The organism is Acinetobacter sp. ACIN00229 (assembly GCF_016106645.1).
Classification (GTDB): Bacteria; Pseudomonadota; Gammaproteobacteria; order Pseudomonadales; family Moraxellaceae; genus Acinetobacter; species Acinetobacter oleivorans.
In genome coordinates, this window is record NZ_JADWOM010000035.1 from 1 (window position 1) to 14657 (window position 14657).

Genomic DNA, 14657 nt, shown 5'->3' on the forward strand with positions numbered 1-14657 from the left:
CAGATTATTAAATATGTATTTTCAATATATTTATAATTAACTACAGCAAGTTAAATACCATAAAGATTTTCAGACCAAATCCAACTTATTTTTAAGAAGCCGAGCATTATTCAAAAACAAAATTAATCTAAAAAAGAGTTACTTTTAACTCTTTTTTATTTAAAAAATAGAGAATTATCGGTTTATTTTTTTACTTATTTAAAACCTTAAATATTTCTTCTAAAGTCATCCCAATCGCAAGTATTTCACTATCCTGATGAGGTAAACCATCAATTTCTAATCCAACGGGTAGTTTCGATTTCACTCCCTTTCCAATGGGTAAACTCAGCCCTGGTAATCCGATATTACTGCCGGGGTCCGTATTTCGAATGAGTGTCTGGAAATTTTCAATTGAATTGGATTGTTCATTTGCGAGTGGTGCAACAATCGGTGATGTCGGAAATAATAAAGCATGTAAGTTATGCGCTTTAAAAGTGTTTTGGTAGAGTTCAAGCAATTGAGGCCGAGCTTCACTGATGGCCTTTTCATAGAAAGGTAGAACAGGAACAAGTTGCCCCGTCTGATCTTGAATTAATTGAGGAAAGATATTCTGTTTAAAAATTGCCTGAACATCTGGGCTTGAGATCTGATCAACTACATTCTCAATAGTCAAATTTACATGATGATGTTTTAAATATTGAATAAGGTCATATTTGCCTTCATAGACAACCACTGGAAATGAGATAGCATGATTGAGTTGTTCTAAATTTGGCATATCGACATTAATAATTTCGACTCCTGCCTCTTTTAAAAGCTCAAGCGCAATATGAGCCTGCTCACGAACATCTTCATCTAAATGATTCCAAAAATATGGATTGATGCCGAGCCTAATTTGATGAGGTTGTAATGGTTCTTTTTTTGGCTCTTGAGTAATAAGCTGATCAATTAAGATAATGTCAGATACTGTGTGTGCAATCGGGCCAGCCGTATCCCGCGTATGTGAAATTGGGGTAATACTGTTTTGTGAGTATCTTCCTACCGTTGGACGAAAGCCGACACAACCATTTAACCCACTTGGCAAACGAATAGAAGCACCAGTATCTGTACCAATCGAAATTGGAACCATTCCCGCTGCTACGGCCACAGCACTACCTGACGAAGACCCACCAGCAATATGCAATGGATTTACGGCATTTCGTGTACCGACAACGCCCTCTATATGCATAGCAGTATTATAACCTGTTACTCCAAAGGCCAATTCGTGCATATTGGTTTTACCAACAATGATCGCGCCTTGATCAATAAGTTTTTGAATAATCGGTGCGGAGCTTTGAGGCTTAAAATCAGCTAAAGCTGGTGTACCTGCACTATTAGGGAAACCTACAACATGAATATTATCTTTAACAGCAATTAAAATACCCATCAAAGCTGGACATGGTTTTCCACTCAGTAGGTATTTATCCCAATATTGAGCTTGCTGAATTGCTGAAGCTTTATCTGTGCTAATAAATGCGTTTAAAGACTCTTGTTTTTCAATAGTGTCGAAGTAGTGATGCACGAGTTCTTCACAAGATACTTTTCTTTCATGAATCAGTTTAGTGATGACATCTACTGAAGCATTTGCTAAACCCTGTGACTCAATCCAATTATTTTTTTCAACTGCATTTGACATGGTGACTTAAAATCCATTTAAGTTGTGATCTTAAGAACTTAGTACAAATTGCTCGATAATTCGTATCCTCAAAATTGAGGATTGCTTTGCTTTAATGCTGAACGAGTAAAGCCATTTCAGTGCGATTATTGCAGCCTATTTTTCTCATAGCATTATTCAGATGGGTTCTTAAAGTAGTAAAACCAATACCAAGTAAACTTGCCACCTCTTTATCACTTAAGCCTTTAGAGACTAAATGAACCACTTCTTGTTCACGTGGAGTCAGACCATATTGTGTTGACAAATCTAGTGGTAAGGCTTGGGTAAAATAAGGTTCAAGCAGATTTAAGATTCTTTTTTCACGTTCACCAAACATGTCAGCGTCTTTTGCACGCCAAATACGTAAATCGCCAATATCTATGCCATTTCGGACAAAATAAATATTTATGCCGTGATACAAACCATAGGTTCTCAAAAACTCATTGTAATAGCTGGTTTTTTTAAGGTCTGCGAGAGGCATGACTTCATTTACAAATGTTGGTTTCTGGAGTTTATGAAGCTCTGCCGTAATGGGATCATCAAATTGCCAAATACTCTCATAGTCCTGCATCGCTTTTGGGTCGATTTTCCATATCACACCTTCTTTCGATAAATTATGCGTTGAATCCCAAATATAAGATGCGGCAAAATCAGCCCGCAACAAGATGGCAATATCTGAAATGATATTTTCACGTAAATTATATTTCCCTTTTCCTGAGCCAAGTTTCCATAATATTTCAGAAAACAACGTAAACTCAGACGGGCTGAAATCCTTTTCTAAAAGTGCGGTCATCTTCTACCTATTTAACGAAATCCATCGAATTTTAAGAAGATCGGTTAAGTGCTTCCTTTGAGCTTAATACCAACCCCATCCTTTTCTATAACATATCTATTTTTTGATTTGGTAGGCAATAGCTATATTTTGTTCGTAAAAATATTAATTTTCTTGTTTTACTATGCCACTTTTAACTATTGAAATTTATCTTCTGAAATTACTTATCTAATAGGTACCAAAGGCTTCGATCAACTTTTCTCTCTTTTCTTTTTTGCTCCATTAGCTGTTCATATTCTTTTTCTGAAATTACTTTTCTATTAGGTGTAGATTCAATGTATGGTGAATAACCTCTATAATTAGCAAACTTATTTTCTCTGTAATATTGTGATTTATCATAATCAGTCATATTTGACGTTTGGAATAGAACATCTTTATCTCGCTCAGCCCTTCTAAAAAGTTGATTTGTACGATCTATTTTTTGTTGCATTGCTGACTCAAAAAAAACAACACTCTCACCACTTTTAGTATTTTGAGCCTCTTCATCTTTAGCAATTAAAATAGAAGGTTTTTTTTCGAAAAAATCATCAGCACTGTACACTGGACTAATAATTAATAAACTTATAAAAGATAATAATATTCTATTCATAAAATTAATGCGCTCATTACAAAATAGTGGAAAAGGCTTATCCATTTTTATAACCTTTGATATTTTCATGAATTATATCAAATAGACCTAGTTTTTAAATGCAAATAACCTGTATATAAAATAAAAAAACGATAATAATCGTTATTTAGCAGGGTTTTCCAAAGTTTGCTCTATCTATCTTGGAAGATATCTTTTAGAACCCGTGCTATTAAGGCAATAATGTCCACCTCTAGGCCCAACACAATATGTACCAGAAGTACAATAACAAGAATTATTAGTAGTTTGACTATAGGTTCTTGAAGTATGACTAGTAGAGGTACTTCTAGTTTTAGTATTGCTATACCTTTTAGGCTCACGTTGTTGAATTGAGTAAATAGATTCCCTGTTATTAAAACTACTTTTAGCATTTCTAAAAATAATTGGAGGAGTATAACAACCAGAAAAACTACATAAATACTTAGTATCAATCCACTGTTGTGTATGAGAATTTGGATTTATTAATGCCCATTCGTCTTGATATCTGAACACATAAACTTCGCTCCCCCCTTTCAACTTAAAGATTTCATTACCATTAGGTATATCTTTAACTGAAGCAGAATCTACACTAATCCAATTCTTAACTGGATTAAACCGTTCAACTTTTTGCTGTGAATAGTCGATGTTTGGTAATGCCACACATCCAGTTAAACCTAAAGCAGTAACTAACCCTATTAAATAATTTTTCATTTTATTAACTTCTAAGAAAGAATATTTTCCTAATGAAGTAAACAATAAGCTAGCTTATAAATACAATATATACTTTCAGCTAATTCAAATAAATAAACAAGGAGTTAAAAAACCTATTTCTAAAAACTGCCCCCCGCAATAAGCCTTTGAATCCAAATTACTTGGATATGGTTCCCGTTATTTGACCTGAGCTGGATTGCTAAGTTTTACAGCTATACATGCTGCGAGTTGATCGTAACTTTCACCTTTGACTGCAAACTGGCTTGCTAAATCAGGATGTTGTGAGAGTTTTTGTGCGAAGGTATGAATCTGTTTGTCACTCAAATGGTGCAGTGCGCTTTTTAAAAACTAAAACCCACTCATTGAGTGGGCTTTTTATTACTAACCGTTTTGCCTGAGGTGGTCTTGGAACTCTTGGTCGTGTATTTTGTCGTAATTAACAGGGTCGTAAACGCATCCAGTTAAAACAACAATTACAGCAAGTACAGCAACCAACTTTTTCATTGAGACAACTTTCCTTTTAACGCAAAAGATTTGCTTTAAGTATACTCCTCGGTAATCATCTTGATTGAACATAATTAAGCCAAACAATTGTTATTTTTAAATTATTGCCGTGCTTTAGCATGTGAATTAGTTTTTTAACAAAATCAAATCAAGGGGTAATACAAAACTTAAGCCTCAGTCGCTAAATACCAGTTTTTCCAAGAACTGGTTCCTCTAGTTTCAATTGCTACTGTGGGAATGAGTTTTTCTTTTAATATTTCAGTTTGTTCAAGGGCTTTAGCAAGCCTTGCTTTAACTGAATGAATACACTCACGGTCACCAAATTCACAGCGGTCTAAAGTTGTACCGCCACATGGACCGTTGGCCAAACCCTTTGGACACGTTTCAGGGCAAATATATAAAGTATCGCTTAGGCGGCACTGACCACAGCTTTCACAGCCAACTAGGCTATGTTTACTCAGCACTTCAGTTTTAAGTAATACTTTGGCGACCAAAGCATTTTCCCAAAATGACGCTTTAAAAATAAACCGTCCTACACCTTTAGCAATTTTTGATCCAAACATTGCTTCATGCATAACATGCAGTTGACGATATTTAATTAATTGTTTAGACGTTGGCTGACGCGAAAAATGAGAAATTTCAGGCGAAAACTCTTTGCCTGTCGTGACTTGCCAAAGTGAATTCCAAAGCTCTTCTAAGGCCTTAAGGTTAAGATGTCTATATTGCTCGATGTAGCTTTCAAGCAGCATTTGCTCTTCTGGCTTATGGCAGGCAGATAAGTGAATTCCTGCAAACCCTAAATGTTTACATATCAAAATCTGTAAAGCACAGCGCAAATAAACTCGGTCTGTATGCCCTGCCTGTTTTTCATCTGCCAAAACTTTTAACATGTGTGGGGTAATTACAATACCCGCGACTTTATGCTTCACCATAAAATTGGCTCGGCCCAAAGTCAGTGGCATTACACAAGCCAGTATTTGCTGCGAATAAGCATGCTTCATTAAAAATGATTTGGCTTGTTTTAAGGCTTCAATGTCATAGCCCAATTGGGTAATGATAAAGTCAGCACCTGCTTTAATCTTCTTATGTAGTTTTAAATACTGTGCATCACGCTCAGCTTCAACATATTTAAATGGGTTAAAAGCAACCCCAATACGAAACCCGCCATGCTGCTTGGCAGCCATTACGGCGTTTACCGACTCTAAGTAGCGACTACGAGGCTGCCCATCTCGACCATTATGGTGTTCTTTGAGTTTATCGCCTGTAAGCAATAACAAGTTGTGAATATTGGCTGCTTGAGCTTGTTCTAAAAAGCGCTCAAAGTCTTGTATGTCTCGGGCCTTACCTGAAAAGTGTAAAACTTTATCGATTGAGTCAGGGTAACTTTTGCTGGCTTCAAGCGGCGCGATATCATGATCTGAATGTACGCGATCTGCCAATGTCATTGCAGCCGGATATCCTGCAAACTCATGTTTCACAGGATAAATTTCATGCAGTGAAGTGAGATATTCCACCAACACAAAAAACTGGTTTTGCTGGAAGCAGGGAGAAACGTGTGACATAGGCAAAGTGCTGATCAAAACATGACATCAATCATAAGCGCGGCATTATAAATCAAAGTGCATCAAGATGCGCTAGTCAGAAAGCTCATTGTTTTGCTTATCTTCACCCTCTTTGTTTCTAGGTAATTCGAGTGAGCGAGGAAATATAAAATCGAAAGAATCGAGTGCATAGCGGTAAAGCTGAGCTGGTCGTTTGCCTACAATTTTACTTTGATTGGTTTCTTCAACTGCACCAGCTTCTATCATGCGGCGTCTAAAGGCTTTTTTTTCTAAGGATTGCCCAAGAATAATTTCATAAATGGTTTGTAGCTCAGTTAGCGTAAATAACTCAGGCATAAGACTGGCTGGCAATGCGGTATAGCGAGTTTTATTGGTTAAGCGCTCTAATGCTAAGTTAAGCAATTCATTATGATCAAAAGCTAATGCTAAATCTTGTGCTTTTGCTACTGGCACCCATTCACTGTATTCAGCCAACGCTTGGTGTTGATAGGCATTAAAATCAATTAAAGCAAAATACAAAATCGTCACTGCCCAGCCACGCGGGTCACGTTTAGCATTACCGACAGAAGCAACTTGTTCCAAGTAAGGTGAACTAATTCCTGTTTTTTCGACCAGCTTACGATAAGCCGTGGCCATCAAGTCTTGATCATGGGTTAAATCGGCAAAACCACCCGGTAAAGCCCATTGCTCTTTAGCTGGAAAGTTGGGTCGCTTAATGAGTAATACCTGCAACTGACCATTAAATACCGAGAAAATAGCCATATCGACCGTGAGTAAAGGTGCGTCATAATCTCGGCGATCATAACTGGCAAGAAATTCTTGTTCAGTTTGAATAGTCACGTTCAGCCTCTCAATAAAAATGATGAGCCGATACCCATGTAACGGCTCATCTAAACTCAGTTATGCGATGGATAAACGCTCACGTATTTGATCCAAAGTATATTCATATTGAAGTTTACCATTTTCAAAGACGGTTTTTAGTGCTCCACCTTGTTCTTGTTCAGCTGTTTGCTCATCAAACAAGGTAAAGCCATTTTCACTTTCTTCAATGCGTAATAGACCTTTCGCCGATTTTTTCACACCTGAGTCAGTAATCGGGTCTTTGAACAGCTCTCGGCCTACACCATTCACTTGGCCCCAAGTTGCTTTCACAGCAAACCCAAAAGTATCGCGAGTTAAGTAGTTATAGGTAAAGCTGCCGATCCCAAACACCAAGTTGTTTGAAGCAAAACCTTTGGCTTCTAGTCCTTCTAAAATACGCTGTGCACGGTCTAGGGTAATCGAGTCACCATAAATTAAGCCGACACGCTCATTAAGTACTTTATAGCCTTGCTCAGTTGTTGTACCACCAAACACTTCCCATAAACATTCAACTGCACCTTTGTACGCGGGGCTGCCGACTTCAGCGTCTGGGTCACCACAAATAATTTTGACAGGGTCACCAGAGTCTGGACGGAAAACCAATTTAGCTAAGCCTAAAGCATTCGGTTGTCTTGCCAAAATTTCAGGTTTTAAAGCCACCGTAAACTCAGTAATCACTCGCCAAAAATCCCAAGTGTCAGACACAACACTAACCACACCAGACGGATATAGCTCGCAGATTAAACGCTTAAATGTGTCTAGCTCACTGTTTTCTGTACCCATACACATCACACTGTGTTCGGTTGCTGGCACAGAAACCCCAATCACACCTGTGGCATTGTAATATTCTTCTGCGTAGTCGATTGAAGCGACCGAGTCTGTTCCAATAAAACTAGTTAAGTGACCCACACCCGATTGTGCAGCATCATAAATTCCACTCATGCCACGGCTACTAAAATCGTGTCCTTGCACAGGCACAAAATCAAGCGGTGCACCAGTTTTTACGGCATATTGAGTTAATAAACGTTTGTACTCATAGGCAATTGTGGCCGTAGTACAACTTTTCCAAAGCTCAGCACTTAAAACCGTTTCAATATAATTCGTTAACCAAAAGAAACGTGGGTCGGTATTAATTACGGTAAGCACGGGTACACGCATATTGACGCGGCTACCTTCCGGCAATGCTTTAATACGTAATGGTAAATAGCCCAAGTCGTGTAATGCTTCAATGTGGTCAACTGGTACAGCACCTTCACCTAATGAACTATCCATACGGCGTTTATATGCAGCTACAACTTTGTCTTTAGGTTGCTTAAAAAAGCCTTCATTCCACGTATCGATTAAAAAGTGTTTGATAAAACCTTGTAGCCCGAAGAACACAACTTTATCGTCGAAGTCAGGTAGCATTTTAGCGAGTCGAGATGAACGCGGCGTAAAGTTTGCGTATACGTACTCTGTGCCTGCTGGATACTGACGTCTGTGATCAGCTTTATAAAAATCGATAGCGTTTAATGGATTAAGTTTAATAGTCATCTTTATTCTCTTTATTTTGCTGCAAAAGCAATTACTGAAATTTTGTCTGATGGTTGTTGTGGAAAGCTGTCCGAGATAAATAGCTGGTCAAGCAGCCCATCAAAAACCTCTATTCCTTTACTAAAAATACCGTGGGTCACATATAGAACGACCTTGTGACAATTAAGGCGACGAAGTTCTTTGGCAATACCAATAAAGGTTGCACCGCCATCACAAATGTCATCGGTAATGACCGCTGTTAGACCTGATAAATCAGTCGCATGTACATGCGTACCTAAAATTTTGCCAGTCACTGGATCACGTTTTTTATCACACTGAACAATAGTGATTGGTTGTTTACGCTCAAGATTAAAAGCGTCTGCAACCATTTGTGTACGTGCTTTCGCCCCTTTGTCTGGGCAAATCAGTACTGTTTTTTCATCTTTTAACAATGTGCTCAGTGTTTCACTCTTTGCGATGATATCGACTGAACTGACATTCACAACTTCGCTAAAAGAAGTATTTGCAGCGAGTAATGCTGTGGTTACTTCACTATGGCAGTCCCACACAGTGATTTTGCCTTGTTTGCCTGCTTTCTTATCCGCATTGATATTAAGTAGCTTCGTCATCACATCGAGTGAGAATGCTTGGCCTACTGCACAAATACGGTCCTGACGTGCGTATGGAAAATATGGAATTTCTAGGTCAACGGTTAAACCCTGATTTAGCAATATATTTTCAAGTAACAAATAGTCCATCACATCGTGACTTGAGGTCATTTTGGCGCGGACCAATACCTTACCAGATAGTGAACTCAACGTTGTCTCATCAATTTGAACATGACGCTCTCCGCCAGAAAACTGCGTGAATTTCACTGGAATTTCATTTCTTGCCGCATCTAAAAGCTGGATAGCCATATCATCCTCTTTTTGTCTGATGACCTTCGATGAATATATAGTGGCATAAAGCCACTATATATTTCAAGTCTATTTTTCAAACTTTTTTCAAAGCCATTTAAGACATAAAAATTTGGAGTTTTAGAGCATTTAGAGATTCAATTTTTAAGAGATATTATTCTTCAATTAATTGAAATAAAAAGTTAATTTACAAAAATCATGATTAGTAAAACTATTATTAAAAGTAGCGGATACAACTTTGCCCGCCATAAATCTGGCAGTTTTGAAATAAATTTTTCTGAAAAATATAGCCCAATCCATGTTCCAGCAACCAAGAATAAAGCAGCTTCAAACCAGATTAGACCGATAAATCCACTAGGTGTCCATGTAGATTGCCAAAGTGATAACACACAATAGGTTAGCGTTGCAGTTAAAGACAAAGGCAGCGTGAGAATGTTTGCGATAGCCGCGGCCTCTGCCATAGAACTACCCCGACGCCGTAATAACGGAACCGTCATTACACTGCCACCCACACCTAAAAGCGCTGCAACCCAGCCGATAACTCCGCCTTTAATAAGTTCGCTGTTCTGCCCATAATTTTGCTGTTGCCTTGATGTCTCCATAAACCCAGATCGGTAATAACAATCAATAATCGTTACGAACACATAACCCATAAATATCCAGCGAAGCCAACTGCCATTAAACAATGAGGCCATTACTGCACCGACAATTCCACCAAGTGCAATACCACCCCATAAAAAGCGGATCTTTTGCCAATCTATATGTCCAGACTGATAGTGTCGAAAGGTTGCAAAACTTGCCGAGCAGAGCATGACAAAAGCTGATGTAGCTACGGCGATTTGCATCGCATGTATGCCGACACTACTTTCATTGCTCCACTTTTGAATAATGACTGTATAAAGCAAAGGTACAGCAACAAAACCGCCGCCAAAACCAAATAACCAAGTGGTTATGCCTGACAGTAGTCCAAATAAAAATAGCTCATATAGCATGATCATCTTCCTCACGTTTATAGAGGCATGATATAAAATAGCTCTATGGCAAACTAACGTAGAAAAGCCATCTTTTTATTTATTTCAGCCAAAAATATATGCGTAATATTCCAATTAACGATGTAGACCATCTACCGCAAGCGGTTCTAGCGTTAGGGTCAGACTATCCTGCTGATACTTTGTTAGATACGCATAGCCATCGCCGTGCACAGTTCTTATATGCACCCGAAGGCCTCATGAAAGTTGAAACTGAAGATGGACAATGGCTCGTATTACCATACAGCGGTGTATGGATACCCGCAGGCAAACCACATCGGGTATGGCTATCTAAAGTCAGTACTTATAGTTTGTATATAGAAGCAGACCATGCACCAAGACACGCAAACTATTGCGAGGTTATACAAGTCTCACCTTTGCTACATCAGCTACTCATTCAGGTAAATCAGCTACCTGTTGACTACCAACGTGCAGGCCGTGACGGCGCTCTTATCGATTTGTTGTTATATGAGTTAGAAGCTGCACCAGCCCTACCTCTGTTTATTCCTCTGCCTCACAACACATTACTATCTCAACAATGCGCTGAGTTTATGCAGCATCCCGATATTCATAGCAGCCCTAAAGATTGGGCACATGACCACAATAAAAGTGAACGGACTTTTCATCGTTGGTTTAAGTCTGAAACTGGCATGTCCTTTCAGGCTTGGCGTAATCGAGTCTGCATCATCTATGCTTTAAATGCCTTAAAAGAAAATATCTCAATTACGGAAATTGCCTTTAGTTTGGGCTATGAACACTCGGCAGCTTTTACCGCAATGTTCAGTAAAATTATGGGTTATCCGCCTACCTATTTTCAAAAAAGATTTCATGCACATGATAAAGCGCTATAAAGATTTACTCATGTGAATGGTGTCATACGTCTCGATCCATTCCCGTTTAATGACTTCAAAGCCTTGTAGAGTCCAAAACTCTTCAGCCGCAGGTAAAAATGGATGGGTATGCAAATACAAAGTAGTAATTTCATTCTTCTGTGCATGGCTAAACAACATTTTACATAGCATGGTTGCGATGCCATTACGGCGGTATTCAGGCAATACAAATAACTTAACGACCTCAACCGTATTAAGCGGCAAATTTAAATCAAAACGATGGTCATACGCCCGATATGCAATGGTGCCAATAATGCGGTTTTGGTCTTTTACTGTAATGAAACAGCCCAATGGGTCATGGACATAATGTTGCTCAAAATTTTGTAAATCTTTGGGAACTTGCCCATGATACATTTCTGGGAATAAAAGCTGTCTAGTATAAAGTGCAAACTCTACCGCAGAGGCATAGTCTGATTTGTCCGATAGTTGATAGTGAAATGTCATATTTATAGCCAAGAATGATCAGGGATAACAATGGTTTTGTCTTGAATCATGGCTTCATGGAACTCAACATCATAGACACTTTTTAAAAACTTCGGATCGGTTATTCGTGTTTTTGACTCAGGCTTAACCACCTCATGTTGGCGCATAAAAAACAAATGATCTGCAAATAAAAAAGCCAAGTTGGGATCATGCATAATTGCAATCACCGTAAAATTTTGCCGCGACAACTGACGCAATTTTTTCATTAAATAAGACTGATAATAAACATCGAGATGATTGGTTGGTTCATCAAGCAAAATGACTTTCGGTGCTTGTACTAAAATACGGGCAATCATGACCAATTGTCTTTCGCCACCCGATAGCTCGGTATAAGGACGGTCACGCAAATGCTCGATGTCTAAATCAAGCAAAGCTTGGTCTACACGTTCCCAGTCTGATTTTGAAGGACGAAATCGACTAAAAGCGGCACGTCCCGTAATCACCACATCTTTAACCAAAAATGGAAATACGGTTTTATGAAACTGCGGTAAAAAGCCGAGTAAGGCTGCCCGATCTTTCCCGTTAAAGTCCGATAGTGGTTTTCCAGAATAACGAATCAACCCATCTTTTACAGGTTCTAGGCCCGCCATCAATTTAAAAAGTGTAGATTTACCACAACCATTACGCCCTAAAATCACTGAAAACTGATTTTCAGGAAACTCCAGATGAATATTTTTAAGGACCTGTTTGTGCCCATAGGCATAATTTAACTGATCAATTTGAATCATGCCCAATGAGTCCTCTGTGTTTTCATTAATAATAAGAAAAATGGTGCGCCAAGTAACATGGTAAAAATACCAATCGGTATTTCAAACGTTAGTAAAACCCGAGAAAAGTTATCAATCAACAGGAGAAAACTACCGCCCAAAATCATATTGGCAGGAATACTGTAGCGATGATCTGGCCCAACCAACATTCTCACAATATGTGGCATAAACAGCCCATATAAACTAATAATGCCAGCCGCTGCTACAGAAGTTGACGTACATACAGTCACCAGCGCAATTAAAAGAAGCTGTTCCCACCTTGGGTTAACACCAACCGCCTGTGCTTCTTCGGCACCGAGTGCCATTAGGTTTAGGCGCCAACGCATCGCAAATAATCCAGCAAGACCAATACAGATTGGTAGCACGGCGTATTGAACCTTTTGCCAAGACGCTTGATGTAAGTTGCCCATGGTCCACTGCACAATGGCTTGTAATTTAAATGGATCACTTAAGTATTGAATGACTGTAAGTCCTGCCAAAAACAGCCCCGAAACAATCATGCCCGATAAAATTACCATGACTAAAGATGTCTGGCTTTCATGTTTTTGATGGGCAAATAAATACGTTAAACCAACAGCGCACACGCCAAAAATAAAGGCGGATAGGTTTGGTGAAAGCCAACTTAAAGAAAGTGCTAAAGCTGCACCGAACGCCGCACCAGATGAAATACCGAGTACATACGAGTCAACTAAAGGATTACGAAACAATGCCTGTAAACCATTTCCCGCAGTTGCTAACGCAGCACCCACCATAAAGGTCAGTAGAATTCTGGGTAATCTGACATTTACGAGAATGTTTTGCATCAGTCTAAATTGCTCAGCATCAAAATATGGTGTACCAAACACCGCTTGCACACCCCACCGCAAATAATCCCATGCACTCAATGTCTGCGTTGGCCCTATGAGCAACGAGATAAAAATCATCACGAACGGTAACGGGTAAAACCAATAATATTTCAGCTTTTCCATATTCATTGCACCAACGCTTTGGCAAGGTGCTCACCATACAACTTAGTTAAAATACGCTGTTGTAAAGCACTCACTGGTAAATCAGACTGTTCCGGATAAATACTATGATTCAAATAAATCGCCGTAATAATGATTTTGATGGTATGGGGGTTATATATAAATGCAGGACTCAAATTAAATACCTTACGGTTTTGTACAGCGCTTAAACCTTGTAATTCTTTTCGTTCATAAATCAGTTTTGGGTTGGTATTCCAAAGCACAATATTGTCAGGGTTCCATTCAATGAGGGTCTCGGGGTTTACATTAGGCTGGTTAGCATCGGTCTGAACAATGTTGTAAGCACCAGCGAGTTCAATAAAGTCATTGGTAATCGACTGACGTCCAGAGGTAGAAAAAATACGCCCTCCTGACCATGCATAGTAAATCGATTGTTTATTTGGCTGACGTGCCGTTTTTGCTGCAACTTCTGCCACAATTTCATCAGAGAAATTTAAAATTTCTTGAGCACGCTTTTGGGCACCGCTCAAAACGGCAATTTCTGATAACTCTTCTTTTACTTGCTGATAAGTGCTGGACTCCATGACATATACAGCAATGCCAAACTGCCGTAACAGTTCAATCGTTTGGGTTTGCCCGCTCCCCAAAATCACCAAATCGGGTTTTAACAACACAAGACTTTCAATATTAGTTGCATTTGCCCCTTGTGAAGGCGTCGCAAGCTGTTTATTGGCAATACGCTTATCTATTTTTGAATAGGCATTAAATAATAAAGGCTGGATGTATACTTCGGCTGGTATGCCAATCACTTTATGACCTTGCCCTAGCATATATAAGCCATCTAAACCCGACTCAAATAGAGAAACTATTCTTTGGGCTGGTTTGGCTACACAAACTTTTGTATTTGTACTATCAAAAACACATATCGAATGGGCTACCAAGTTTTCTTTAGTTTTTCTACTTTGTTCAGATGAAGAGCATCCACATAGAATGAGTAAAGTAAGTATTGAAACCAATGACTTCATTACAGCATCCAACGCACAAATACAGTGCAAAATAAAAAGACGTGTCTATTTGGTGCATTTTTCATATGAAAAAGACACCATAAGAGAGCAAGACGGTTTGAATCATCATTTATAAGTTAGTAAATCAAATGTTGTATTAAAGATAAGAGTAATTAAGCAATAAAAATGCCAAAATTACAAAATAAACTTAATAATCATGCAATTGTAATTTATGTTTTAAAACTCAAAATATAGATAGCCCTATACAAAACCTTTAGAGCATGCATGCTAACATTCAAATAAAATAAATTTTTAATATTTAATTTCAATCAAAAATTTTCACATCTA

Annotated in this window: 14 protein-coding genes and 1 pseudogene; 1 reads left to right on the forward strand and 14 read right to left on the reverse strand. The window is 38.5% G+C overall.

Translation table 11 applies throughout. The features are described 5' to 3' along the window. Positions 1–190: 190 nt before the first annotated feature. From iaaH to I7H67_RS19340, 10 genes and pseudogenes are all read right to left on the reverse strand, one after another. Entirely contained in the window at positions 191–1651 is a 1461-nt protein-coding gene (gene iaaH, locus I7H67_RS19295) for an indoleacetamide hydrolase (RefSeq protein WP_198308612.1), read from the reverse strand. 91 nt (positions 1652–1742) lie between these two features. Next, positions 1743–2462 carry a helix-turn-helix transcriptional regulator gene (locus I7H67_RS19300; RefSeq protein ID WP_198308613.1) on the reverse strand — a complete coding sequence of 240 codons (720 nt, stop codon included), beginning with the start codon at positions 2460–2462 and terminating at the stop codon, positions 1743–1745. A 199-nt stretch (positions 2463–2661) separates the two neighbouring features. Beyond that, on the reverse strand, positions 2662–3090 hold the full coding sequence (locus I7H67_RS19305) for a hypothetical protein (protein WP_035331565.1): 429 nt from the start codon (positions 3088–3090) through the stop codon (positions 2662–2664). A 174-nt stretch (positions 3091–3264) separates the two neighbouring features. Continuing rightward, positions 3265–3816, reverse strand: a complete 552-nt coding sequence (locus tag I7H67_RS19310) for a hypothetical protein (RefSeq protein WP_198308614.1) — start codon at positions 3814–3816, stop codon at positions 3265–3267. A gap of 177 nt (positions 3817–3993) precedes the next feature. Continuing rightward, a pseudogene (locus I7H67_RS19315) lies at positions 3994–4155 on the reverse strand (helix-turn-helix domain-containing protein); the annotation flags it as partial. 332 nt (positions 4156–4487) lie between these two features. After that, positions 4488–5882, reverse strand: coding sequence for a methylenetetrahydrofolate reductase C-terminal domain-containing protein (locus tag I7H67_RS19320; protein WP_198308615.1), 1395 nt, complete (start codon positions 5880–5882; stop codon positions 4488–4490). 72 nt (positions 5883–5954) lie between these two features. Then, on the reverse strand, positions 5955–6722 hold the full coding sequence (locus tag I7H67_RS19325) for an NUDIX hydrolase (protein ID WP_198308616.1): 768 nt from the start codon (positions 6720–6722) through the stop codon (positions 5955–5957). A 60-nt stretch (positions 6723–6782) separates the two neighbouring features. Further along, entirely contained in the window at positions 6783–8276 is a 1494-nt protein-coding gene (locus I7H67_RS19330) for a nicotinate phosphoribosyltransferase (RefSeq protein WP_198308617.1), read from the reverse strand. 11 nt (positions 8277–8287) lie between these two features. Continuing rightward, a complete protein-coding gene (locus tag I7H67_RS19335) occupies positions 8288–9172 on the reverse strand; it encodes a phosphoribosyltransferase family protein (RefSeq protein ID WP_198308618.1) in 885 nt (294 codons plus the stop codon). 182 nt (positions 9173–9354) lie between these two features. Continuing rightward, on the reverse strand, positions 9355–10164 hold the full coding sequence (locus I7H67_RS19340; protein WP_198308619.1) for a sulfite exporter TauE/SafE family protein: 810 nt from the start codon (positions 10162–10164) through the stop codon (positions 9355–9357). 98 nt (positions 10165–10262) lie between these two features. Here I7H67_RS19340 and I7H67_RS19345 point away from each other — a divergent pair, with 98 nt between their 5' ends. After that, entirely contained in the window at positions 10263–11051 is a 789-nt protein-coding gene (locus I7H67_RS19345) for an AraC family transcriptional regulator (RefSeq protein ID WP_198308620.1), read from the forward strand. Here I7H67_RS19345 and I7H67_RS19350 read toward each other — a convergent pair. Genes I7H67_RS19350 through I7H67_RS19365 form a run of 4 tightly spaced genes read right to left on the reverse strand, consistent with a single transcriptional unit; the run spans position 11046 to position 14330 of the window. After that, complete coding sequence (locus I7H67_RS19350; RefSeq protein WP_227602613.1) at positions 11046–11534, reverse strand: GNAT family N-acetyltransferase; 489 nt, start codon at positions 11532–11534, stop codon at positions 11046–11048. The genes I7H67_RS19345 and I7H67_RS19350 overlap by 6 nt on opposite strands. A gap of 2 nt (positions 11535–11536) precedes the next feature. Next, positions 11537–12301 carry an ABC transporter ATP-binding protein gene (locus I7H67_RS19355; protein ID WP_151822842.1) on the reverse strand — a complete coding sequence of 255 codons (765 nt, stop codon included), beginning with the start codon at positions 12299–12301 and terminating at the stop codon, positions 11537–11539. Continuing rightward, positions 12298–13308 (reverse strand): FecCD family ABC transporter permease, encoded by a 1011-nt coding sequence (locus tag I7H67_RS19360; RefSeq protein ID WP_174745928.1) that lies wholly within the window; start codon positions 13306–13308, stop codon positions 12298–12300. Before I7H67_RS19360 ends, I7H67_RS19355 begins: the two co-directional genes overlap by 4 nt. A 2-nt stretch (positions 13309–13310) precedes the next feature. After that, entirely contained in the window at positions 13311–14330 is a 1020-nt protein-coding gene (locus I7H67_RS19365) for an ABC transporter substrate-binding protein (RefSeq protein ID WP_198308621.1), read from the reverse strand. Between the last annotated feature and the right edge of the window lie 327 nt (positions 14331–14657).

Excerpts from the sequence above, each read along its gene's own strand:
- I7H67_RS19310 (WP_198308614.1), bottom strand. The coding sequence starts at position 3,816 with ATGAAAAATTATTTAATAGGGTTAGTTACTGCTTTAGGTTTAACTGGA.
- I7H67_RS19340 (WP_198308619.1), bottom strand. The coding sequence starts at position 10,164 with ATGCTATATGAGCTATTTTTATTTGGACTACTGTCAGGCATAACCACT.
- I7H67_RS19350 (WP_227602613.1), bottom strand. The coding sequence starts at position 11,534 with ATGACATTTCACTATCAACTATCGGACAAATCAGACTATGCCTCTGCG.
- I7H67_RS19300 (WP_198308613.1), bottom strand. The coding sequence starts at position 2,462 with ATGACCGCACTTTTAGAAAAGGATTTCAGCCCGTCTGAGTTTACGTTG.
- I7H67_RS19320 (WP_198308615.1), bottom strand. The coding sequence starts at position 5,882 with ATGTCACACGTTTCTCCCTGCTTCCAGCAAAACCAGTTTTTTGTGTTG.
- I7H67_RS19360 (WP_174745928.1), bottom strand. The coding sequence starts at position 13,308 with ATGGAAAAGCTGAAATATTATTGGTTTTACCCGTTACCGTTCGTGATG.
- I7H67_RS19365 (WP_198308621.1), bottom strand. The coding sequence starts at position 14,330 with ATGAAGTCATTGGTTTCAATACTTACTTTACTCATTCTATGTGGATGC.
- iaaH (WP_198308612.1), bottom strand. The coding sequence starts at position 1,651 with ATGTCAAATGCAGTTGAAAAAAATAATTGGATTGAGTCACAGGGTTTA.
- I7H67_RS19305 (WP_035331565.1), bottom strand. The coding sequence starts at position 3,090 with ATGAATAGAATATTATTATCTTTTATAAGTTTATTAATTATTAGTCCA.
- I7H67_RS19355 (WP_151822842.1), bottom strand. The coding sequence starts at position 12,301 with ATGATTCAAATTGATCAGTTAAATTATGCCTATGGGCACAAACAGGTC.
- I7H67_RS19330 (WP_198308617.1), bottom strand. The coding sequence starts at position 8,276 with ATGACTATTAAACTTAATCCATTAAACGCTATCGATTTTTATAAAGCT.
- I7H67_RS19345 (WP_198308620.1), top strand. The coding sequence starts at position 10,263 with ATGCGTAATATTCCAATTAACGATGTAGACCATCTACCGCAAGCGGTT.
- I7H67_RS19335 (WP_198308618.1), bottom strand. The coding sequence starts at position 9,172 with ATGGCTATCCAGCTTTTAGATGCGGCAAGAAATGAAATTCCAGTGAAA.